At 58.8% G+C, this 21,143-nt stretch carries 25 protein-coding genes; 17 read left to right on the top strand and 8 right to left on the bottom strand.

All coding sequences use genetic code 11. The annotated features are described in order from the left end of the window. Positions 1–282: 282 nt before the first annotated feature. Positions 283–1,722, top strand: a complete 1,440-nt coding sequence (locus F2P45_RS32400; RefSeq protein ID WP_166882330.1) for a T6SS immunity protein Tli4 family protein — start codon at positions 283–285, stop codon at positions 1,720–1,722. 59 nt (positions 1,723–1,781) lie between these two features. Here F2P45_RS32400 and F2P45_RS32395 read toward each other — a convergent pair whose 3' ends face one another. The 5 genes from F2P45_RS32395 to F2P45_RS37345 all read right to left on the bottom strand — a co-directional run bounded on the left by F2P45_RS32395 (position 1,782) and on the right by F2P45_RS37345 (position 5,151). Continuing rightward, positions 1,782–2,564, bottom strand: a complete 783-nt coding sequence (locus tag F2P45_RS32395) for a 3-hydroxybutyrate dehydrogenase (protein ID WP_166882329.1) — start codon at positions 2,562–2,564, stop codon at positions 1,782–1,784. Continuing rightward, the gene (locus F2P45_RS32390; protein WP_166882328.1) at positions 2,548–3,783 is read right to left on the bottom strand and encodes a DUF3734 domain-containing protein; all 1,236 of its coding nucleotides are present in this window, start codon (positions 3,781–3,783) and stop codon (positions 2,548–2,550) included. The genes F2P45_RS32395 and F2P45_RS32390 overlap by 17 nt, the downstream gene beginning before the upstream one ends. Next, positions 3,776–4,342: a carboxymuconolactone decarboxylase family protein gene (locus tag F2P45_RS32385; protein WP_166882327.1), complete on the bottom strand. Its 567-nt coding sequence runs from the start codon at positions 4,340–4,342 to the stop codon at positions 3,776–3,778. Before F2P45_RS32385 ends, F2P45_RS32390 begins: the two co-directional genes overlap by 8 nt. 183 nt (positions 4,343–4,525) lie before the next feature. After that, entirely contained in the window at positions 4,526–4,948 is a 423-nt protein-coding gene (locus F2P45_RS32380; RefSeq protein WP_166882326.1) for a helix-turn-helix domain-containing protein, read from the bottom strand. Beyond that, the gene (locus F2P45_RS37345; protein WP_166882325.1) at positions 4,936–5,151 is read right to left on the bottom strand and encodes a type II toxin-antitoxin system HigB family toxin; all 216 of its coding nucleotides are present in this window, start codon (positions 5,149–5,151) and stop codon (positions 4,936–4,938) included. Before F2P45_RS37345 ends, F2P45_RS32380 begins: the two co-directional genes overlap by 13 nt. Positions 5,152–5,581: 430 nt before the next feature. Here F2P45_RS37345 and F2P45_RS32370 point away from each other — a divergent pair, with 430 nt between their 5' ends. The 10 genes from F2P45_RS32370 (at position 5,582) to F2P45_RS32320 (ending at position 15,705) form a co-directional block, all read left to right on the top strand. Further along, a complete protein-coding gene (locus tag F2P45_RS32370; RefSeq protein WP_166882324.1) occupies positions 5,582–6,889 on the top strand; it encodes a tyrosine-type recombinase/integrase in 1,308 nt (435 codons plus the stop codon). Between the two features lie 114 nt (positions 6,890–7,003). Beyond that, positions 7,004–8,062, top strand: a complete 1,059-nt coding sequence (locus F2P45_RS32365) for a hypothetical protein (protein WP_166882323.1) — start codon at positions 7,004–7,006, stop codon at positions 8,060–8,062. Positions 8,063–8,383: 321 nt separating this feature from the next. Beyond that, positions 8,384–8,761: a helix-turn-helix domain-containing protein gene (locus F2P45_RS32355; RefSeq protein WP_166882321.1), complete on the top strand. Its 378-nt coding sequence runs from the start codon at positions 8,384–8,386 to the stop codon at positions 8,759–8,761. 193 nt (positions 8,762–8,954) lie between these two features. Further along, complete coding sequence (locus tag F2P45_RS32350; RefSeq protein WP_166882320.1) at positions 8,955–9,704, top strand: conserved phage C-terminal domain-containing protein; 750 nt, start codon at positions 8,955–8,957, stop codon at positions 9,702–9,704. Further along, complete coding sequence (locus F2P45_RS32345) at positions 9,701–10,141, top strand: hypothetical protein (protein WP_166882319.1); 441 nt, start codon at positions 9,701–9,703, stop codon at positions 10,139–10,141. Before F2P45_RS32350 ends, F2P45_RS32345 begins: the two co-directional genes overlap by 4 nt. Continuing rightward, complete coding sequence (locus F2P45_RS32340; protein ID WP_166882318.1) at positions 10,125–11,027, top strand: AAA family ATPase; 903 nt, start codon at positions 10,125–10,127, stop codon at positions 11,025–11,027. The genes F2P45_RS32345 and F2P45_RS32340 overlap by 17 nt, the downstream gene beginning before the upstream one ends. 277 nt (positions 11,028–11,304) lie before the next feature. Beyond that, entirely contained in the window at positions 11,305–11,616 is a 312-nt protein-coding gene (locus tag F2P45_RS32335; RefSeq protein WP_166882317.1) for a hypothetical protein, read from the top strand. Positions 11,617–11,654: 38 nt separating this feature from the next. Continuing rightward, positions 11,655–11,999 carry a hypothetical protein gene (locus F2P45_RS32330; protein WP_223164879.1) on the top strand — a complete coding sequence of 115 codons (345 nt, stop codon included), beginning with the start codon at positions 11,655–11,657 and terminating at the stop codon, positions 11,997–11,999. A gap of 2 nt (positions 12,000–12,001) precedes the next feature. After that, complete coding sequence (locus F2P45_RS32325) at positions 12,002–13,555, top strand: hypothetical protein (RefSeq protein ID WP_166882315.1); 1,554 nt, start codon at positions 12,002–12,004, stop codon at positions 13,553–13,555. Then, entirely contained in the window at positions 13,555–15,705 is a 2,151-nt protein-coding gene (locus tag F2P45_RS32320) for a hypothetical protein (protein ID WP_166882314.1), read from the top strand. The genes F2P45_RS32325 and F2P45_RS32320 overlap by 1 nt, the downstream gene beginning before the upstream one ends. Positions 15,706–15,961: 256 nt before the next feature. Here the strand turns inward: F2P45_RS32320 and F2P45_RS32315 are convergent, their stop codons facing one another. Further along, complete coding sequence (locus tag F2P45_RS32315; protein ID WP_166882313.1) at positions 15,962–16,531, bottom strand: recombinase family protein; 570 nt, start codon at positions 16,529–16,531, stop codon at positions 15,962–15,964. 255 nt (positions 16,532–16,786) lie between these two features. On the opposite strand from F2P45_RS32315, the gene F2P45_RS32310 reads away from it, so the two are divergent. Together F2P45_RS32310 and F2P45_RS32305 are read left to right on the top strand one after the other, a co-directional pair. After that, positions 16,787–17,050, top strand: coding sequence for a hypothetical protein (locus F2P45_RS32310; RefSeq protein ID WP_166882312.1), 264 nt, complete (start codon positions 16,787–16,789; stop codon positions 17,048–17,050). A 253-nt stretch (positions 17,051–17,303) separates the two neighbouring features. Next, positions 17,304–18,026: a TIGR02391 family protein gene (locus F2P45_RS32305; protein ID WP_166882311.1), complete on the top strand. Its 723-nt coding sequence runs from the start codon at positions 17,304–17,306 to the stop codon at positions 18,024–18,026. 119 nt (positions 18,027–18,145) lie between these two features. On the opposite strand, the gene F2P45_RS32300 is transcribed toward F2P45_RS32305, so the two are convergent. Continuing rightward, positions 18,146–18,409 carry a hypothetical protein gene (locus F2P45_RS32300; protein ID WP_166882310.1) on the bottom strand — a complete coding sequence of 88 codons (264 nt, stop codon included), beginning with the start codon at positions 18,407–18,409 and terminating at the stop codon, positions 18,146–18,148. A 193-nt stretch (positions 18,410–18,602) separates the two neighbouring features. Between F2P45_RS32300 and F2P45_RS32295 the strand changes: the two genes are divergently transcribed. Continuing rightward, the gene (locus tag F2P45_RS32295; protein ID WP_166882309.1) at positions 18,603–19,238 is read left to right on the top strand and encodes a hypothetical protein; all 636 of its coding nucleotides are present in this window, start codon (positions 18,603–18,605) and stop codon (positions 19,236–19,238) included. An 8-nt stretch (positions 19,239–19,246) separates the two neighbouring features. On the opposite strand, the gene F2P45_RS32290 is transcribed toward F2P45_RS32295, so the two are convergent. Further along, positions 19,247–19,552 carry an Arc family DNA-binding protein gene (locus tag F2P45_RS32290; protein WP_166882308.1) on the bottom strand — a complete coding sequence of 102 codons (306 nt, stop codon included), beginning with the start codon at positions 19,550–19,552 and terminating at the stop codon, positions 19,247–19,249. A gap of 72 nt (positions 19,553–19,624) precedes the next feature. Here F2P45_RS32290 and F2P45_RS37340 point away from each other — a divergent pair, with 72 nt between their 5' ends. The 3 genes from F2P45_RS37340 to F2P45_RS32275 all read left to right on the top strand — a co-directional run bounded on the left by F2P45_RS37340 (position 19,625) and on the right by F2P45_RS32275 (position 21,078). Then, a complete protein-coding gene (locus F2P45_RS37340) occupies positions 19,625–19,801 on the top strand; it encodes an Arc family DNA-binding protein (RefSeq protein WP_166882307.1) in 177 nt (58 codons plus the stop codon). Between the two features lie 180 nt (positions 19,802–19,981). Further along, entirely contained in the window at positions 19,982–20,506 is a 525-nt protein-coding gene (locus F2P45_RS32280; protein ID WP_166882306.1) for a hypothetical protein, read from the top strand. Further along, a complete protein-coding gene (locus tag F2P45_RS32275; protein ID WP_166882305.1) occupies positions 20,503–21,078 on the top strand; it encodes a hypothetical protein in 576 nt (191 codons plus the stop codon). Before F2P45_RS32280 ends, F2P45_RS32275 begins: the two co-directional genes overlap by 4 nt. The last annotated feature ends 65 nt before the right edge of the window (positions 21,079–21,143 follow it).

Raw genomic sequence — 21,143 nt, 5'->3', positions numbered from 1 at the left:
CATCGAGACGTGCAGAAAACGTTCGGCCTCCTCTTGGACCTTCATTGCCAGCGTCATTGCCGCAGCCAGAAACGGTCTGACGGTGCCGGCGCTGCCAAAGATTCCGCTCGGGGTGTGAACGGCTACGACTGTTCCGGTCCATTCGGCTGACGATCAATTGCGAAGTGGAAAATTTCAAGGGATCTTTCGTCAGACTGGCTACGAGCATCAAGAGAGTTACAATAACCAGTCAGCATTGTATTCAACTCTTTATAGCTTAGTGAGAATCGCAGGGACGATGAAATGGAAAAAGTGAAATGCCATTTGATTGCAAGCGCCATATTTTTATGCGGCGGGCTCACCATGATAATTAGTTGCGACCGTATTTCAGACACTATGAAAAGGCCTGGATCCCTTATGCTATCAGATCGATTGCAATCATTGTTTCAATCCAAACAAACCGTTTGCTTTGGACGATTTATCATGGAAATTCCAGAGAACGCGACCCTCGTTTATGGACCAGCCGAGGTCGAATTTCCAATTACATATCATCCTGGAGAGGCAGGAGAGGTATCGGCTTATATCGCTCAACAACTGCGCAAGAACGAAGAGGCGCATCAAGATATCGATCCCCGAAGATTAGCTAAGCTTCCCATGTTTGGCGAAGTTAAAGAGGGCCTCTTGAATAATCAAAAAATAGTCTTTGGTGAGTCGAACGAAATGTGGTACAACATTCATTCATTTGCCCCGGTGGATACGGATCTGTTCATCCAACGCAGCTCCAAAGTCCGTACAACAGACGGTGCGTTCGAGGAGACCGTAAATGCACTAAACAACGTTGCCACCCATCTGCGCCTGCGCGCCGATACCGAGATCCCCGATCAAGATGGAATTTGCATCGACGGTGGCTTTGTTGCGCTCAAGCCCAAGTACGAGCGGGTAACCATTGGTGTCAGGTTGAAGGAGTTTCCCGACGTGCATCTTTCGGTTGACGTGCATAAAAACCTCGATTACTTAGTCGAGTCGAGCGGTTTGCAAGAACTGCTACGCCGTACCGAGGAACGAGCACAGCGGGACGGGATGGGCGCGTTCCGCGCTGGAATCAAGTGGTTCCGCAAGGAGCCACGGCAGTTGGGAATATGGGATGGCTACGAGGCACTGGCGCGCCTGCCGGCTTACAAAAAGAACCCGAGCGTCCATGAATTCCGTTTTCACAGCGTCGGTGCGGTCAATGACTGGTATTACCCGGAACTGGACATACGGCTCAATACCGGGGTCCAGGATAATCTTCAATCAAGCATCAACCCAAGCATCTCCGATGACGAAGCCGTCGCACTTTGGGACAAGCTAATCGGCAGTATTCGATTGCGTAAAACGAGCGGTGCCGGCGCGAGCGCAGGAGGCAGCAAAATACAAACATTGGGAGCGCTGTCCGCGTCGGGGGACGTCTGTCCTCAGTCCGGGTGGTGGCGCTGCGCTGAAAGCGAGGTGGAACATGGCGCGCGGCGCCATTTTTGCCAGGGCGAGCTGTTTCCGCCAGTCGTCTTGCTGGGAGAGCCGACCTTGTGGCAAAGGGCCAAGGGTGAGCGCCCTTCCCTGCAGCGCACCACAGTTTGGCAATTGGTCGGTTACGACGAGATGCCACCAGCGATGGACTGTCAATCGTCCATCGGGGTTACTGCAGATCCTGACCAAGCGCCGGGAGGCCCTGATCCGCAGGCTACTGGCGATCACAGCGCTTAGGCGCAATCGTTTCCTTTGCCGCGGCTGACTGAACGCGCAGCCAGCTCGCTCGCCAACGCTTACTGCATATACCAGCCGTGGCTGACCACGATCGACTGCCCGGTCAGCGCATTGCTCGGGAAGGCAGCCAGGAACAGGGCGGTCTGCGCCACGTCGTCGACGGTGGTGAATTCGCCGTCCACGGTTTCCTTGAGCATCACCTTCTTGACGACATCGTCTTCCGAGATGCCGAGCGCCCTGGCCTGCTCGGGAATCTGCTTTTCGACCAGCGGCGTACGCACGAAGCCAGGGCAGATGACATTGGCGCGCACGCCATGGGCCGCGCCTTCCTTGGCCACCACCTTGCACAGGCCGATCAGGCCGTGCTTGGCCGTGACATAGGCCGACTTGAGCGGCGACGCTTCTTTCGAATGCACCGAGCCCATGTAGATGACGCTGCCGCCGCGGCCTTGCGCGTACATCACCTTCAGGCAGGCGCGGGTGGTCAGGAAAGCGCCGTCGAGGTGAATCGCCAGCATCTTTTTCCAGTCATCGAAAGCGAAACTCTCGACCGGCGCCACGATCTGGATGCCGGCGTTCGATACCAGCACGTCGATGCCGCCGAAGCGCGCCGCAACGGCCGCGATGCCGGTCTCGACTTCGGTTTCGCTGGTGACGTTCATGGCCAGCGCCATGCTGCGTTGGCCCGACGGATCGAGTTCTTTCGCGGTGGCTTCGGCCGCCTTCAGGTCGAGGTCGGCGATGACGACCCTGGCGCCGCTCTCAAAATAGACCTTGGCGATGTGTTTGCCGATGCCGCTGGCGGCGCCGGTGATGACGGTGACTTTATCTTGCAGGTTCATGGGATTCCTCTTGCAACGTGTGGGTGGCGGCACTGGCGTGCCGGGAGGTCAGGAAATCGTAAATGGCGGGGCTCTTGTCGACCGGCGGCAAGGCCAGGATCTGTGGATGCGACAAGGTCAGCGCGGCGTCATCGTAGCCCGAACGCCAGTGTTCGTTCATGGTGACGCGCGAAAATTCGAAGTCCTTCGACTGGCCTTCGTAATTGCGCGAGCGGTACACCAGCTGGACGATGTTGTAGACCGCTTCGTCGGACGCCTCGGCCAGCAGGCGCGCCTGGGGCGTGCCGGCCAGCGCGGGTGGCATCTGGGCCAGCAGCTCGTTGAACGCGGTGCGCAGCTCGGCCAGCTTGCGGAACTTGTCGGTCGCGGCCCGCGTGCGGCTCGAAAACTGCACTTCCTTCATGCGCACGGCCACTTCGGTCAGGTCGCGCGGCAGCGCGCCGCTGGCGCTCCACAGGTCGACCTGCAGCACCAGCGTATCGACCCCGGAATGCGAGGACAGCACCCAGTCGAGCGGGGTGTTCGAGACCAGCCCGCCATCCCAGTAATGCTCGCCGTCGATTTCGACCGCGTCGAAACCGGGCGGCAGCGCGCCGCTGGCCATGATGTGCTTGGCGGCGATGGTATCGACCGCGTTGTCGAAGTAGGCGAAGTTACCGGTGCGAACATTGACGGCACCGACCGACAGGCGCATCTCGCGGCTGTTGACGCGGTCGAAATCGACCAGGCTGTTGAGCGTGCCTTCGAGCATCGAGGTGTCATAGTAGCTGGTGGCGCCGCGGTTGGCCATGGGCAGGTAGGGCGGCGGCATGCGCGGCTCGAAAAAGCCCGGCACCCCGTGCGAGAGCACGCGCCCGGCCGCCATCTGGTTGGCCCAGCCGCGCAGGGTGTCGCCGGTGAGCAGGCTGGTCCACCATTCGCCGACGCCGCCGTCGCCCGCGTTGCTGACCGTTTCCCAGAAACTGCGCAGTTTGGCGACCCGCTCGGCGCGCGGATTGCCGGCGATGATGGCGCTGTTAATCGCCCCGATCGAAATGCCGGCGATCCAGGTCGGCTCGATGCCCGCTTCCAGCAAGCGCTCGTAGACGCCGGCCTGGTAGGCGCCGAGCGCGCCGCCGCCTTGGAGCAACAGGGCAATGCTGCCGAAGGCCGAGGCGCACGGACGCGCCGCTTCGGGCGGGGCGGTGGCGCGGTTGTGCAGTGTCGAGCCGTCACGCATGTTCGGGCACCGGAACGTCGAAACCATTGAGCGTGGTCGATACCATGGAATAGAGTCCGACCAGGTAAATCAGTTCATTCGTGCCTTTCTGGCCGAAGGTGTGCACGGCCAGACGATAGATCGGCTCGGGCAGCAGGCCGCCGCGGCACAGCGCGTAGGCGAGGTCGTAGGCGATGCTTTCTTCCTTGTTCAGGTCGGATGGCTTGAGGTCGGCCACCAGGGTCGCCAGGCGTGCCAAAGGCATGCCTTCGGCCTCGGCCACGGCGATGTGGGCGTACAGTTCGTAGGCGGCGTCGAAGCGGGCGCCGACCACCAGGATGGCGATCTGGCGCACCTTGTCCGGCAGCACGGCATTGGCGGTCATGGCCAGGGTCAGGTTCCAGATCGCCTTGCCGATGGCGGGCTCGTGCAGCCACGGGTTCCACGGCCCCATCAGGGCGCCATCCTCGCGCTGGGAGACGAAGGCGTTGAAGTTCGAGGCAATCCCTTTGCGCATGTCGTGGTACAGGGGCTGTTGTTCGGGGGTGAGGTCCGAGGGGGCGATCAGGGGCAGGCGCATGGCGGCTTTCGTGGTTGGCAACGGGGGAAGCCGAACCGGCCCTGTCAGTGAATGCGCGGCCTTGGCCGGCGCAGGAAGATCGTTTCAGCTCGTTGCCAAAGAATACACGCGCTTACTTAGGCGAAAATTCAATCGTGCGCAGGTCGATTGCGCCAGCGGGAGACGATTAGGCGCGCAGGAGGATCAAAGGAACAGCGTTGCCGGTACCTGGAAACGGGCGGCAAGCGCCTTGATTTGCCGGATGTTGAGTTCTTGGGTGCCTTCAAGTATTTCCGCAACTGTACTCTGGCTGCCCAGTTCCGGAAGTGTCGATTCCGTAAGTTTATGCTGGTCCATCAGGAATCGCAGCATCGCACTGGGTGAAACGGGCATTGCCGGGTAATGCACCTCATCGTAGGCGGCGATCAGGGTCCCCAGCATCGTGGCAAGATCGGCCAGCGCATGCTGTTCATCCGCAGCGCCCGCGTCGAGCAGCTGGTTCAACACGGCGACGGCCTTGTCGTAGTCTTGCTCCGAGCGGATCGGAGACAGAGGAACGAGGGAGGTGAGCGCGCGGAAATGCGAAGTGATCGTGTCGACAACTGCCCGATCCATCAAGGTTTCCATTTGTCGTATTCCTTGTGCGTAAACACGTGTCGAATAAATAATTGCTGACTATTGAAGTGAATCGAGGTCACGATGCGGTATTTGTTACCGCCCACATCAAAAACGTAATAATCCCCGGCCTTGTCCGTGGCGTTGAATGTCTGCTTGAGCGCAGCGAAATTTGGAAACGACCTCGCTTCAATGGTTTTTCGCCATGCCTGCACGGAGCGTCCGCGTCATGGTGGATCGCTGAGAAGTTCTTCAATGCCTTATTGGAGATGACTCGCATCAGCCATGTTAGCGCACATTGAGATGAGGTGCTTTGGCACGGGTCACGGCGATGCGGCAATGTCAGGCTGGCATCACTGTAACGCTGTCGGAAAGCAAAAAGGGGCTACATGACCACTCATGTAACCCCTTGATGTTGCTGCTAAATTCTGGTGCCGACTGCCGGTTTCGAACTGGCCACCTGATGATTACAAATCATGACGTGTTGGCATTTCGGCGTGTTGATCCCAATACCCGCAACGATCCGAAACCCTTACGGATAGGGGCTTGTAGCGATAGTTCAGCCATTACAGCATTCCGCAACGTTCATGATTGTTGATATAATTTGCCTACATGGTGCCTACACGGCGCCGACGCGAGGCATATGTGGCGAAAGTAAATTTTAGTATCGAGCGGCTTAACAATTTTGCCTGTGAGCCAGGCAAGCAGCAGAGCATTCTTTGGGACGCCAAGGCGCCGGGGCTCGGTCTTCGTGTTACCGCAGCCGGTGCGCGCTCCTTCGTCTTCGAGACACGCTTGAATGGAAAGACCCTCCGCATCACCATCGGCGACGTGCGTACGTGGCCCATCGGTAAGGCGCAAGCCGAGGCCACCCGCTACAAAGCTCAAACCGATCAGGGCGTTGACCCGCGTCAGGTGCGCACCGACCAGCATGCCGCCCAGAAGAAAGCGCTAGCCAGCGCCAGCGCCGCCGCTCTCCGTGATGCTGTCACGTTGGGCGACGTGTGGAAAGAGTACGTCGCCGAGCGTATGGGGCAGTGGTCGGAGCATCATATTGCCGCGCACCGGAAGATCATTCAATCTGGCGGGGAGGTCCGGAAACGTAGCCCGAAGCTGACGCAACCCGGTCCGCTTGCAAGCATGGCGTCGCTGCGGTTGGTGGACCTTAATATGGAGCGGGTTGAAGCATGGGCGAAATCCGAAGCCGCAATACGCCCGTCCAGCGCGCGTTTGGCGATCCGGCTGCTTAAAGCCTGCCTCAACTGGTGCACGGCTCATCCCGTCTACTCGGCGGTGGTTACTTTCAACGCGGCAACTAGTACCAAAGCCCGAGAATCGTTGGGAAAGCCTAAGCTCAAGCACGATCTGCTTCAGCGGGAACAGCTTGCAGCATGGTTTGAAGCCGTCCAGAGAATCGGTAACCCCGTCATTTCGGCCTACCTACAGGTACTTCTACTGGTCGGTGCCCGCCGTGAGGAGTTGGCTGGCCTGCGCTGGGTCGATGTCGATTTCCGCTGGAACAGCATGAAGCTGGGCGATAAGGTCGAAGAGTTCCGTATGGTACCGTTGACACCGTACGTTTCCAAACTGCTAAACGCGCTTCCCCGCCGCAATGAATGGGTGTTCAGTAGCCCTGCTGCGGAATCAGGACGGCTTGCCGAGCCGCGTATCGCGCACAACCAAGCGCTCGCAGTTGCGGGCCTTCCGCCGCTCACATTGCACGGTCTGCGCCGCAGCTTCGCCACGCTGTCAGAGTGGGTCGAAACGCCGGCAGGTATCGCTGCGCAGATTCAAGGTCATGCGCCCCAAGGCGTCCGCGAGCAGAACTATATTCGACGCCCCCTAGACCTGCTGCGCATGTGGCACACAAAAATCGAAGCTTGGATGCTTGAGCAGGCGGAAATCGTGTTCATTCCTGTTGTCCCAGGCTTACGGGCTGTCGCTGCAGTTTAGCTGCACTACCAGTTTAAAGCGCCAGTCTAGTTTTAGCGGACGAAAAGCCGGACTCCTTCACCGGCCTGACTGGTGCCCCAACATATGAGGGCTGACACCTGAAGGGGTGCGCAAATGGTAAAAGCGTCGTTAGACGTAACCCGCTGGGGCGCGCAGGAAGCGTGGGACAGCATAGACGCGTCATTTATATTGACTGGCGAGGAACCCAATCCAGACCCGAACGCGAAGATGTCTGCGCGCTCGCTCCTTATTCTTGAAGGCATCAAATCGGCCTGTATTGTGCATCGCCTCAAGCCAGTGCGCATAACCGCGACTCAAGTATATTTCTTAGCAGCCGAGTTAGTCGACTGGGCTAAAGAAAAATCCTTTTCCATTCCCTTGGGATTGGATGAGTGTGTGAATGCAACATCAGTGGCATTTCTTAAGGTCCATGACGCACGCAAAGCATGCCGCCCAGAGCCATCGGTGCCCCCTCTCTCCCCTGAACCAACGGGTGGCGTCTTATCCGTCGAGGATGCCAGGAAGCTTGCGGGCGCTGAGCTTTATGCTGATTTTGCCGAATACATCAACAATGGAGCGTTAATTGATTGGGCATATTGGGTCGATCAGATGCCCACGTGGACAGCAAAGGAAGCTTCCAGGCTACTCAACGGGCTCGATCCGGACGTATTCGACGGCGCTCAACCGAAACCGAATGATCACGACACCAGCGCCGAGGAATTAGCGGCAATGCGCGCTCTGCGTCTTGCGACCGCACTTGGTATCACGTCGGACACGCCAGAGAACTGGTTTTCTTGGGCAAAGGCACGTGATATGCGCGCACACGAGGGACTCCTGCTGGCGCTCCGAACACGCGCTCTGTCAGTGGCCGACGGCGATAGTGGGCTGAGTTGCGGAGTTGAATGTGCTGAAAGCCCAGTCCATTTATCAGCCGGGTACGCTGATAAACCGCCGAAACCACTTCCCGCGTTACGGGCGCAGGAAGCGAAGATTCTCGAATGGCTTAAGCAGAATGAATACACGCCGGATAGCTTGCCACCAAATGAGTCCGGCAAACCTGGGATCAAGGCAGCAGTTCGCACCGCTCTGAAAGACCATGATCTGTTCAAGAATCGAGCAACTGTTTTTGACAAGGCTTGGTACAGATTGCGTAGTGGAGGCGAGCTAAAGTAAAGAGGCAGTGCGGACCAACCCTACCCCAAGATGTGGCGGACCCTCCTCCCCCGAAATAGTCTTAGGGGTAGGGTTGCGGAGGAGGACGGTACCGCTTTGATCATTCGTTTCACCAACTAATCAACAAGGTGAAACGAATGAATCTCTCAGACCTCCCGCACGCAGCCACTACGGCTGAAGCAGCAAAAGCGCTTAACCGCGCTCCGCAAACTCTCCGCAAATGGGCCTGTCTCGAAAACGGCCCGCTCCGCCCTGTTCGTATTAACGGCCGACTCGCCTGGCCAGTCGCAGAAATCAAACGCCTTCTGAACGGAGGCGACAATGCCTAAATCCCAAAAGCAGCACGGCCCCGCAGAGGGGGCCGCACTTGTCGATCTTGCTGGCGGGCACGAGGCGACATATCAAAATGAGCAAGCCGAGTCTAACACCGATGCTGCTGTCTTGGCGAGCAGGTCGACGGCGACGGCGGTGCAGTTGGCGAAAGTCATGGTGCTCCTTCGCCAGGGCCCCAAGACGACAATGGAGCTGCGCGACCACTCCATCCTTATGCCGGCGGCCCGGATTTTTCAGCTCAAGCGCGAGCACGGCCACACGATCACAACCGAATTGCTGCCGCTGTTCGACAATCAAGGCGTTCGGCATAGCAAATGCGCCCGGTATCACCTCATTGCCGAGGCGGTCAGCGGGGTGGCAACGTGAGCCGCCGCCCTCCCAACGTCAACCGTGCGGTGTACGCCGGTGCGCGCGCCGCCGCCCGCTCCCGCCGTTTCTGCGCAAGCTACGCCCGTTACGAAGTTGAAAAATCCATGTGGGCGAGCCGGCACCCTGGCGCCACGTCGGCAGAGTATGAGCAGGCCATGCGCGCAATCGCTCGCGCATGCGGTGTATAGCCATGGCCCGTATTCGTACCGTCAAGCCGGAGTTTTGGACCTCCGAACAAATCGCCGAGTGCTCGCCGACCGCTCGCCTCCTATTCATTGGCATCTGGTCGTTTTCAGACGACCACGGCATACACCCCGCATCCGTGAAGCGGTTGAAGATGGAAGTGTTCCCATCGGACGTGATCAGTGACGAAGATATCCAAGCCATGGTCGATGAACTGGAAGCGGCAGAACTGCTGCATTCGTATCAGGTCGCCGGCAAGGATTATTGGCAAGTCACCGGATGGGCCCGGCATCAGAAAATCGACAAGCCGACCTATCGCCATCCCCAGCCAGGAGCGCCGGTAGGAGAGTCAGCGCCAGCAGTGCATGCCCCCTCGCCGGACGTAAATTCGGCGAGCGCTCCCCGAGAAGTAGGGGAGGCCTCGCCGAGTCCTCGGGTACGGAGTCTAAAGGAGTCTAAAGGAAGTAAAGCATTGTCCGGTAGCCCGGACTGTTTGGCGATCCTTTCCCACCTCAACGAGCGGGCCGGCCGTAATTACTCGCCGGTGAGGGCAAGCCTGGACCTGATTGGCGCGCGCTTGAAAGAAGGCGCCACCGTCGCCCAGTGCTGCGCCGTGGTTGACGCGAAAGTCACCGAGTGGGCCACGGACCCGACCATGCAAAAGTACCTTCGCCCCGAGACGCTGTTCAACGCCACCAAGTTCGCTGGCTACGCCGGCCAGTTGGCTGACGCTACCTGCGTGAAGGATTGGGAATGATCGCCGCTAACGCCCAGCCTATCGTTGACGCGCGGTTGCGTGGCATGAAGCCCGAGGAAATGATTCTGGTTTCGCTTGTTGGCCCCATGGCCGCCGGCAACCACACGGTCCATGCGAGTGCAGGCCAGGTCTGCGACTGGCGATGGGCTCGTGGCCTTGACGTGTGCGTGTACGTCGGCGCCCGGATGGATTGGGCCACGACCGTCAAAGCCATCGCGCTGCATCGACCTGAGCACCTGAACGTGTGGAACGCGGTGGAGAAGTGGGGCGCCGGGGTGTTCCTGATCCCCGCAGCCGAGGACATCGCGCAGCCGGTCGCGCGCTGGACCTACGAACTCGACTTCTTGCCCTGGCTGGACTTTCAAAACATGGACTTTATCGCTGGGCGCACTTACGCCCGCGCACCCGGAGGAATGCCGTATGCAATTAATCCCTGACAACATCGATTTCAGCGCCTACATGAACGAGCCGGAGCAGCACAACGTGCGCCCCGCATCGGACTGGCTGCAAGACACAATCGACGCCTTCTATGCAGCGCCCGACGCCACCCCTATCCCAACAATGCTGTGGGAGAAATCACGCGACAGGATCAAGTTTCGCCCTGGCGAGGTATCGATCTACGCCGGGATCAACGGGCACGGCAAGAGCATGTTTCTCTCTCAGGTCGAGCTCGATCTGTGCTACCAGAATGAGCGAGTCATGGTCGCGAGCTTTGAGATGAAGCCGGTCAAGCAAATGCACCGCATGAGTCGCCAGGCCTACGCCGGCCGCGAGCCGTCGATTCCATTCCTAACCAGCCTGTCGCGCTGGACAGACGGCCGGCTTTGGATGTATGACCACGTTGGTGCGGTCGAGTGGCGCAAGCTCATCGCGGTCATGCGTTACTCGGTCGAGAAATTCGGCATCACGCAGTTCGTCATCGACAGCTTGATGAAGTGCGTCAAGGGCGAGGACGACTACAACGCGCAGAAGGATTTCGTCAACGAGCTGTGCGCGTTCGCCCAAGCTCATAGCGTGCACATCCACCTGGTGCACCACATGCGCAAGGGGGAAAGCGAGTTGAAAGCCCCCGGCAAATTCGATATCAAGGGCGCCGGCGCGATCACCGACCAGGTGGACAACGTGTTCATCGTGTGGCGCGATAAAAAGGCGGAGGCCGAGAAGAAGGGGAACCCCAATTGCTATGTGTCCTGCGAAAAACAGCGTAACGGCGAGTGGGAGGGGCGGCTAGGCTTCTGGTTCGATATCGCCTCGCAGCAGTACCTGGAATCGGCAGATCAGCACCCAACCCGCTACAACATTGCGGCACAGGGGCGCGCATGACCACCCCTAATCCAAAATCGATCAAAACGGCCCCTGCGGCTCCGCTGGGTGCAGCTTGGTGTACGGGCTCGTCTAAGCAGGCGAAAGTGCCACCATCGGGCTGTAATGGCTTCCATGGCGCTTTCGCTAGCCGTTCGACCACGTGCCCCGCGCCTTTCACCTCACCGCCGGACCAATACGCGCGCACGCGTGACGGGGTTTCCGCCGACTTCGCGCGCGTACGCGAGGCGGCGGCCACATTAAGCGACCAGTACGCGCCCGCACGCGCGAGGCACGCATGAGGGCGGACGCGTTACTGGACCTGATTGCAAAACTAGAAGATTGCGATGTTGATGCCGCCGCAAAGGTGGCGTTCCGAAAGATGATCGTCAGTGTGGGGGCGATGCACAACATTAGCTGCCTAAAGCAAGAGCAACGCGTGGACTTTGCACGGAATTTACTGCGGCTGAGAGAACAGCGCGCTGTTGTTCGGGACCGGCTCATAGCGCAATTTCAGGTGAGCGAATCGCAAGCGAACCGCGATATTTCTACTGCCCTTGTGTCGCATCTCCAACCCACGCAAAAACGTCAATTTTTTGGCAGTAAATAGAGCTGTAATAGAGGCTTGCAAACGAAAGGATGACCGAAATGAAAGTTGTGTATTTCCCTGATGAAAATAGCTCCCGCGCGCAAACTGCGGTAGGTGCAATGTTCGCCTCGCCACAAAACAAGTGGGTGAATTTGCTTGACCTGATTGCTACGATTGAGTCCGGCGAGACGGTCGAGATTCGGCCCGCATCCGAAGCTGAAATTAAGCGGGCAGATGCCTACGTGGCGCTGCATCAAATCGGCGTAATGCTAGGCGAAAAACTCGACGCTATTCTGGAGGGTGAGCCGTTAGAGGATGTTGTGAGAAAGACTACGACCGTGCGCGATGCGATAGAGTCTATCGACGTAGAATTGCCCGGCATTGTCGACTTCACGAAGGGCTAATCATGGGACTCCTCGATATGTTCAATGACCCCCAGACGACCGGGTTGCTCGGTGCGGCCGCTCAAATTATGGAGCGCTCCGGCGATACTAGCCGACCATACAGCGCTGCTCAGGCATTCGGCACGGGCATCAATAGCTATATGCAGATCAACAATTCCATGCGCGCGCGCAAGCTCCAGGAGGAACAGGAGGCACAGGAAGCCGAGCGCCGCGCGCTGCAATTACAGCAGATGCAGGGCGATATGCAGATGAAGCAAAAGCTGCTTGATCGTGAAGACCGCATTCGCACACGTTTGACTGAAGGCGCGCCGGCGCAGCCAGCACAGCAGGCGCCCGCTGATTACGGCTTTGCCAGTGCCGCACCAGGCGCTGGGCCAATGTCGCCAAAGACCGGCGGCCCGGACTGGATGCGACAATTTCAGGCGAGCAACGGCGCCGGTGCGCCTCCAGCGCAGCCGCAGCCGGCCATGCAGGCCCCTGGAAGCGAAAAGCAAAGCGCGGTCGCTTATCTGACCCGCGTGGCACAAGTGCGCACGGAGGAAGGCGACATCGACGGGGCCAACAAAGCGTGGGAGCACGTCGCTAAACTCAGTCCTGAGGTGAGCAAGATCGAAGCTGGGACGCAAAATGGCCGCCCGATCAGCGTCATCACTTTCAAGGACGGTCAGCAAAAGGTAAGTGAATTTGGCCTGGCGCCGAACATGACCGAGGTGGACCTGGGCGACCACAAGCGTTTCGTTGACAAGAACGCCGTCAGCAATGGTCAAGAGTACACGGTCAACCAGTCGGCAAATTCCAAGGCCGACGACCGTCGTGCCGCCGCCAGCCGCGCGCAGTCGGCCGGCCAGTTCAACGCGCGCATGGCATTCGACAAGCAGCAAGTCGAAGGCACTGGCCCGGACGCATCTGATGCGATGATCGACGCCATCGGCACCGGCAAAATGGCGCCGCCGTCAGGCTACGCGCTGCGCAACCCGAAGATGCTCAACATGATGGAGCGCGTGGCGCAAAAGTACCCGGACTTTGACGCCACCGAGTACGACGGCAAGAAGCGGGCAATGCGCGACTTCACCACCGGCAAGCAGGGCGATTCAATCCGCTCGTTCGCTGTGGCGTCGGACCACTTGGGGCAACTGAAAAACCTGATCACGGAGCTGGGCAACGGCAACACGCCGCTGGTCAACAAGTACAGCAACATCATCGCGCAGCAGACCGGCAGCGCCGCGCCGACCAACTTCGACGCCGCCAAAGGCATCGTGGCAAAAGAGGTGCTGAAATCCATCGTTGCCGGCGGCGGTGGCGTGGAGGAGCGCCAGGAGCTTGCGCACCTGCTCGACAACGCCAAGACGACCAAGCAGCTCAATGGCGTGGTCGACACGTACCTGCACCTGATGGCCGCACAAAAGAGCGGGCTCGAACGCCAGTACGAACTGTCTACGGGGCGCAAGGACGCAAAGGCGCGTTTTGATTACAAGTCCGAGGCCGAGAGCGGGCCAGCGGCGCCATCGGCGCAGCCTGTCCGCAAATACAACCCTAAAACCGGGAAAATTGAATAATGGGCCAAATTATTGAAGTGCCAAATCAGGGCCGAGTAGAGTTCCCGGACGGAATGAGTGACGCGGAAATTGTCGCCGCGATCAAGAAGAATGCGCTTTCTTACCCAGCGCCCGCAGCGGCAAAGTCGAAGGGCTTTGGCGGGCAGCTCAACGACTTTGTGGCGAGCGTGCCGCGTCAAGTGGGCCTGGCTGCGCGCTACGGTATTGAGGGCGCAGGCGGCACGTTCGACGCCTTCGTCGGAAACCCGGTTCGCACGCTTGCGGCCCCGATCCTGGGGAATAAGCCGCGTGCAGACACGGGCGGCGCGCTGGCCAACATCATCGGCCTGCCCAGCCCTGCTACCGCACAAGAGCGGGTTGTTGGCGACGCCACGCGTTTAGTCGCTGGTTCCGCTGGCATTATCGGCGCAGCCGGCAAGGCGGCCACAATGACCAACGGCACCACGCAGGCGGTGGCGCGTACCATGGCGGCGGCCCCGCTCAAGCAGCTTGCCTCCGGGGGCGCTGCCGGTGCCGCTGGCGGCTACACGCGTGAGACTGGCGGCAATGAGGGGTCGCAGTTGCTGGCGTCCTTGGCTGCCGGGGTGGCGACGCCATTTGCCATGGGCGGCGTCCAGCGTGCGGCCGCAGGCATTGGCAACCGCTTGCGCCCTGCTGGCCCGCCGGTATCGCCGCAACAGCAGCAGGCACAAATCGACATCACGATCAACAGCGCGCTTGAGCAAAACGGGATCAAGCTGGGCGACCTGCCGGCGCAAGTGGCGCAAAGCATTCGCCAGGACGTGGCCAAGGCGTACAAGATCAGCCCGGACCTGTCACCTGATGCGGTGCGTCGCCTGGCCGACTACCGCCTGACTGGCACCACGCCGACGGCTGCTGGGTTGTTGCGCGATCCTGGCACATTTACACGTCAAAAGAACTTGGCAAAGGTCGGGGCAAACAGCAAGGAGCCCGCCGCCCAGCAACTGAGTCTGACGGAGGAGGCCAATAATCGGCAGCTGACAACTGGGCTCAACGGATTAGGCGCCGGAACTGTGGACGATGCATACGCCGGCGGCAGTAAGGTAATGGATGCCCTGAGCGCGCGCAACGCCCGTGCCAAAGCCTTGATTGACCAGCGGTACAGCGCCGCGCGCGCCACGGATGGCAGAAGTGCCGCACTTGATCCGTCCGCGTTCACACAGCGAGCCAACAACTTGTTGGACGATGCCATGCTTGGGGGAAAGCTCCCGAGCGATGTCCGGAGCCTGCTCAACAAGGCCGCCAAGGGCGAAATGCCCCTGACGGTCGACGTTGCGGAGCAGTTCAAAACCCGCATCGGCGAACTGCAACGCTCAACGTTGGATAAGGCCGAGCAAAAGGCGTTGGGCATGGTCCGTACAGCCCTGGACGACACGCCACTGCTGCCTGGCCAGCAGATCGGCCAGGAGGCCATGAGCGCATTCGGGCGCGCGCGCTCGCTCAACCGCAAGTGGATGGAAATTGTGGAGAAGACGCCTGCCATGCAAGCCGTGCGCGAGGGCATCGAGCCGGACCAGTTCGTGCAAAAATTCATCGTCGGGAGTGGCGGAAACGCCAATGTGATGGACGTGAACATGATGCGGAACTCGATCAAGAAGAGCCCGGAAGCGATGGATGCCGTACGCGAGCAGATCACATCGTTCCTCAAGACAAAGGCGCTGAACGGCGCGGCTGACGAGGCGGGTAATTTCAGCCAATCGGCCTACAACAAGGCGCTTGCCCAAATTGGCGACCGGAAGTTGAAGCTTTTCTTCCCGGCCGACCAAATCGCGCAGATGAAAGCAATTGGGCGAGTCGCCAGCTACGAGCAGGTTCAGCCAGTTGGCAGTGCTGTGAACAATGCGAACACGGCCGCCGCCGGGGGCGCCATGATGCTTGACCGCATTGCCAATCTGCCGTTTCTTTCAAGGCTCCCAATGGGCAAAGCGATGCTTGCCGACCCATTGGAAAACATTGCCCTGAGCATGCAAGCAAAGCGTTCGATGAATGTACCGCTGAATCTCGCCGGGCCGGCAAAGGCGCCAGCGCAGTTGCGCGCGCGCGGGCTGATGATGTCGCCGGCGGCGCTGATGGGTATCGAGAGCGAGGAGGAGCGGCAGCGTCGGCTATTTGGTGCGCCTACTTTCTAGCCAAGCGTTGATGATGAAGGCCAGTGCTGCGCCGAGCTGAATCGGATCGTAATGCATGCTTCCCCCTGTGTAGTTTTCCCATTATAGGCCACCTCCGGGTGGCCTTTCCATCGTTCGGGCAGGGCATCTACGTGCCTAAAACAAAGGTCGGGAATGGGCGAAAAGATTGTTTCCGATGCTTGGTAGGGCTGGCGGCGCAACTACGTTGATAATGGCTTCGAGGCAGGTTTAAATAACCTAGGAAAACGGTGAAATTCTACGGTTTCACGATCCGCATCACTGTCGCGCGCGAGACATCGTACTGTCGGGCCAGGGCGCTGATGGATGCAGCGTGCTCCCGATGCTGGCTGATCATTTGGGCGCGCTGCGCGTCGGTTGTGCTGGCTGGGCGGCCAAGTGTGGCGCCCTCGGCCTTTGCCCGGGCAAGGCCGGATTGCGTGCGCTCAACCAGCAAGTCCCGTTCCATCTCAGCGACCGCCGCGAGCATCGTCAACATCAACTTGCCGGCCGGCGATGTCAGGTCAAGTTTGCCAAGCTGCAAAACGATCACTTCGATTTTGCGGGCCGCTAGTGCCTTGATCGTGGCACCAACGTCTTGAGCGTCACGCCCCAGCCGGTCGAGCTTTGACACCACGAGGGTTTCTCCATCCCGTATTTGGCCCAACAGCGCTTTGAACTGCGGGCGCTGGGACGCCGAGACCTTGCCGCTCACGCCTTCATCACTAAACCAATAGTCGACCTTGTAGCCCGCTCCCTCGATTTCCATGCGCTGATTCGCGGTGGTCTGGTCCCTGGTGCTGACGCGGCTGTAAGCGAAAGTTGCCATTTGTTTCTCTCGTGAAAGTTGAGTAGGGAGATGTGTTCAATAACGTCCAAACTATATATGAACATGTTCAAAATAGTGATAGCTATTTTATGGTCATATTTTTGTGTTGATCCGCGTGCATGTTCATATACGGTCGTTTTTGAACATGTTCCCGTAGCACCAGAAACGCAATCAGCTTAGGATGGGACAACAATTCTGCGCGCCGGCGCCCCGCACGCGTCAGAGCGCCAAGGGCGCGCTACCACAAGGAGACCCATGATGACCAGCACCGTTGAAGAAAATATCGAGCGGCTTTTGATGTGGCTCATCAACCAGCCGGCGCCGCTGCCGATCCAGATCGACGCGTGGGACGTCGAGCACATCGCCCGGTACATGAAGCGGTCGGCCAACACGATCCGCCGCGAGGTGGTCGTGCAGCCGAGCTTCCCGAAGGCTATGCGCCTGCCCGGCGCCGCACGTGGCCAAGCGCTCTACAAGGCGCGCGAGGTGGTTGCGTGGTTGGAAAGCCAAACGTCATAGCATCGCTGCGGTTCGTCCCGGCGCCAGGGCCATTACCTTCTCGCCGTTGCTGGCATCTGGCGCCAAGGTGAGCGTGGCGTATTTCGGCCTGGTTTTGCGCATGCACGCGAGTTCGTCGATTTTTCAGAGCCCTTTTCACAACTGTGCATGCTACGATGGGCGCCCATTAAAAGAGCTCTATGAAAGAATTTGAGCAGTGCTTAACGTTACATACTGAAGGCCCGCTAGTGGCTGAAATTAAGGGCAATTGAATATGCCAACTCTACACACCCTCGTTCCTGACGCAGATGCTATTTTGGCGCTAGAGCCTGAGGAGCTTGCCGGGCTTGCGCTAGAGCTAATCGGATCGATCACCCCGGATGACGGCATTGGCAATCCTTTGCACCCGACGTCATTTACCCATCCTCAGACACTTGGCGCCTATCCGGACAATAGACGGAAAGAAGTGCAATATGCGATGGCTGAGGGTTGGAACTGGCTCGTCCGCGAAGGATTAATCGCTCCTACGCCTGGTGACACTTCGGGCTGGCATTTCGTGACCCGAAGGGGCGCGCAGATGAAAAACCGGGCTGGCGTGCAGGCCTATGCCAGCTCAGTGCTACTTCCTCGAGGCATGCTGCATCCGGACACCTTAAAATGTTGCTGGTCAGCGTTTATGCGAGGCGAGTACGACACGGCTGTGTTCCAGGCTTTTCGTGAGCTCGAAGTCGCCATTCGCGCGGCGGGTAGTTTTTCCGCTGATGACATAGGTGTTCCGCTTGCTCAAAAGGCCTTTGGTGAAAGGGGGCCTTTAACTGACAAATCTGCCCCTTCTGGCGAGCGTGTTGCCCTGCTTAACATGATGGCAGGTGCACTCGGCTCATACAAGAACCCGCACAGCCATCGTAAGGTTCAGCTCCATGTTGTCGATGCAAGCGAGATGATCGTAATGGCCAGCCATTTGATGAAGATCGTAGATGCTCGCCGGCCTCAGTAGTCGGTTTAGCTACGAATTTTTCAAGGGACTGGGGCGCTGGTCCTGAGCATCGGGCGGTTGTCTTCGACGTGCGCCGTGCGCCGTGCGAGTAGATGGCTGACCGGATGTGTTGGGGCAGGTCATCCTGTTTGCCGTTGAGCCCCCCCCCTTTGCGACCCGCCACCATCATAGCGGCGGCCTGCCCCGCGCACGTCCGCCTCGCGCTTGGCGTCGGCCAGAGCGGCAACAGCCTCGTTCTGACGCCCCACCGCAGCGGCATAGGCGGCGCTCTTGGCCCGCTCGTCGACTAGTTCCATCTGGGCGGCGTCACGGTCGCGCGCCGCCAGGAACCAGCCGCCGCCGGCCCACGCGCCCTCAACCAGCAGGGCGGCCAGCAGGATCACGGCAACGATTTTCCAGATGCCGCCAGTGACGCAGGCGGCAAGCGTGCCCAGGGCGCTTATAAGTGTTGATAAATCGTAAATTTATCTCGTTAAGACTCCGTCCATAAATTGTGTATGGAACAAGTTTGATGGGGCATGAGGCAGGGGTCTTTTTGCGGCAGTACAGTGCGGAATGTTTATCGGGCCTTACTACATGATATTGGACGTCGACAAGGCGACATACGCTCTGGAGCAAGGGGAGCCCGGAGACTACATCTATGAAATCGCTGGCCGCGTCATTGGCATTAATGAGGTTTGTCGCCGGGTGGTGGCGGGTAGGTTCAAAGCGATCTATGTCGATGTGCTGGCTGCGGAGATGGCACGCATCTCGACCATCGACTTATTCGATGCCAACGCAACGACCCTGGAGTATTTCTACTCGATCTATGGAGGTGACGGGAGCCAGTTCGCGGGCGCGCTTACGGGACTGCTCGACGATGAGCCCTATTGGGGAAATGTTCTGATAATCGACAGACTCGAAATTCTTCCAAAATTCAGAGCCCACAATCTCGGCCTTGTGGCCATGCGACGCATAATCGAGCGATTCCGGCCAGGCGCTGAGATAGTCGCAATAAAGCCATTCCCCCTACAGAATGAGGCTTTCATTGGCAACGATGCTGCCTGGCGCGCCCGCCTTGACCTTTCGAACTTCAAAGGGAATCAGGCGCGCGCGATGGCAAAACTGCGGCGCCACTATGCCAAGCTGGGCTTCAAGCAACTGCGAGGCACGGAGTTCATGTTTCTGTTTGGGGGCGCGATTTTGCCGGGCGTCGCGGACCTGGAGAAGTAGCCGTGCGGCTATTTTTTCTTGGGGGCGATTCCTGCTCTCTTGGCCGCGTCACCCGACACTACCAATTGAAGCGTGCCATCGAGGCGCTTGACGACAGTCGACAGTAGCTGTTCGGTGGGGATGGATGCGAGGTCAATTTGCGGTTCCAGTGCCGCCGCCACCATGGCGACTATTTCGGAATTAACGCTACGGCCATTTTTCTTTGCATGAGCTTCGAGGCGTTCGCGCAGCGCGGGCGCCATACGAAGGGGGAACGGGGTTGTTTGGCTCGGTGCAGGCATGTGCGCGATTGTCCTCCACAGCGTCAGTTCCATCAAAGAGTCTTCTTGACTCTGAGTCTATTAGATTCTATATTGAGTGTAATCAATTTCCATGAGGGATGAAAAATGGTCAGTCAGCCAGCAGGGTATCCATTGCGTATGCCGTCTGAGCTACGAGAGTGGTTTAGCGCAGAAGCGACGAAAAACGGGCGGTCCTTGAACAGCGAGCTGGTCCATTGCTTAGCAGAGATTCGGGCACGCAGTGCTCAGCCAGCCGCCGCAACGCAGCAGTCGCGGACCTAAACGTAAGGCCGCGTCAACAGATGAAAGGAGTGTAATCGAAGAAATGAAAGCCAGATGTGACAAGGGCCAACTGTGGAGGTCGGCCCTTGAAAGTACACCGCCTAGTGGAGCTAGGCAAGTTGGGCCTTAAATGTAATCAGCATTTTGGGCCCGTTGGATCAGTGCATCTTGGAGAAACACATGAACATATCGAACATTAAAGTAGACAACGAAAAATGTCAATCGCCCCTGTCCACCACCGCCAGATTGCATATGCTGCAATCACAGATGGCAGCAAGTCATTTCGGGGAAGATCATCCTTGGCGAATGGCGCTCAGCGAAATTATAGAGGGGGCAAGCAATGCCGTCCCGCTCCGAAGCTGTGCCGAACCCGTTGCAGCCCCGCACCCAAGACCCGATTCGTTGCACAAACCGTTTTTGTGGTTGCCCGCAAGCCTTGCGTGGAATGCCGACGCTGATAATGACGCGGATGCCCTGGACGCATTTCGAGGTATCACAACTTGCCTGCAATTGATCGAAATGAGTAATTTGGATCGAGACTTGATCGACCCAAGTTGCCCGGGCAACTCACCTCCCGTCTTGGATATGCTTGATACAGGAAATTTGATGCGGCTTGCGATTTTGGTTGCCACGGAGTGGGGGAATAAAGCTGAGCGACGCATAAGCAAGCGTACGGCCGACTCGCGTGCTGGGGGTGCAAAATGAACCTTGCAGATAACCCAGGCCTCGGAAGTGTCGATCGGGCCCCGTATCAGCTCGCACATTTGCTTCGTCGTCTGCCGGCCGACTTTTCGGCATATCAGCCTTTTCCTGATGCAGATTGTGCGACAGCAGAGCTGGTAGCGCGGCACGCTAGGAACGCCAACGAAACATTGATGCACGGCCTGGCCGCGCTCGGCCACGTGATGATGTTAGCCGGCCTCAATGAAGAGGGGCAGGCGGCTTCGAGTCATTTGGCGCGAATGGGCGACCTCATCACGCATCTGGCCGTCGAGGCCGAGACAATGCAGGAACTGGACTTGTCGATTAGTAATGCGCTTAAAGCGCAACCGCGCAGCGCTGGTGAAACCCAATGTTGGGTGCCCGCCTTGCCTGGCCAGCTACCGCCGCCGGAGCAAATCGTGATCGGTTGGCATACCGAGTTGGAGAGCCCGGTTGTCATTTTTTACGACAGCAGTGGAATTGGTGAGCCGTGCTGGCGGGTCTGCGCTGACGGAGGGCAATTCGTAAGCGATCCATCAACCCCAGGCTGTTCAGGAAGTCACGCCGCTGGTTAAATCGGGGGTATGCAAATCCTTCATATTCCACGGCAGCAGCGCCGCGACGTCATCCACGGTTTTCG

The sequence above is a fragment of the Massilia mucilaginosa genome (assembly GCF_011682145.1).
GTDB classification, from domain to species: Bacteria; Pseudomonadota; Gammaproteobacteria; order Burkholderiales; family Burkholderiaceae_D; genus Telluria_A; species Telluria_A mucilaginosa.
Note: the sequence above shows the minus strand (reverse complement) of the source record. Positions and strands in the feature narration are given on the sequence as shown.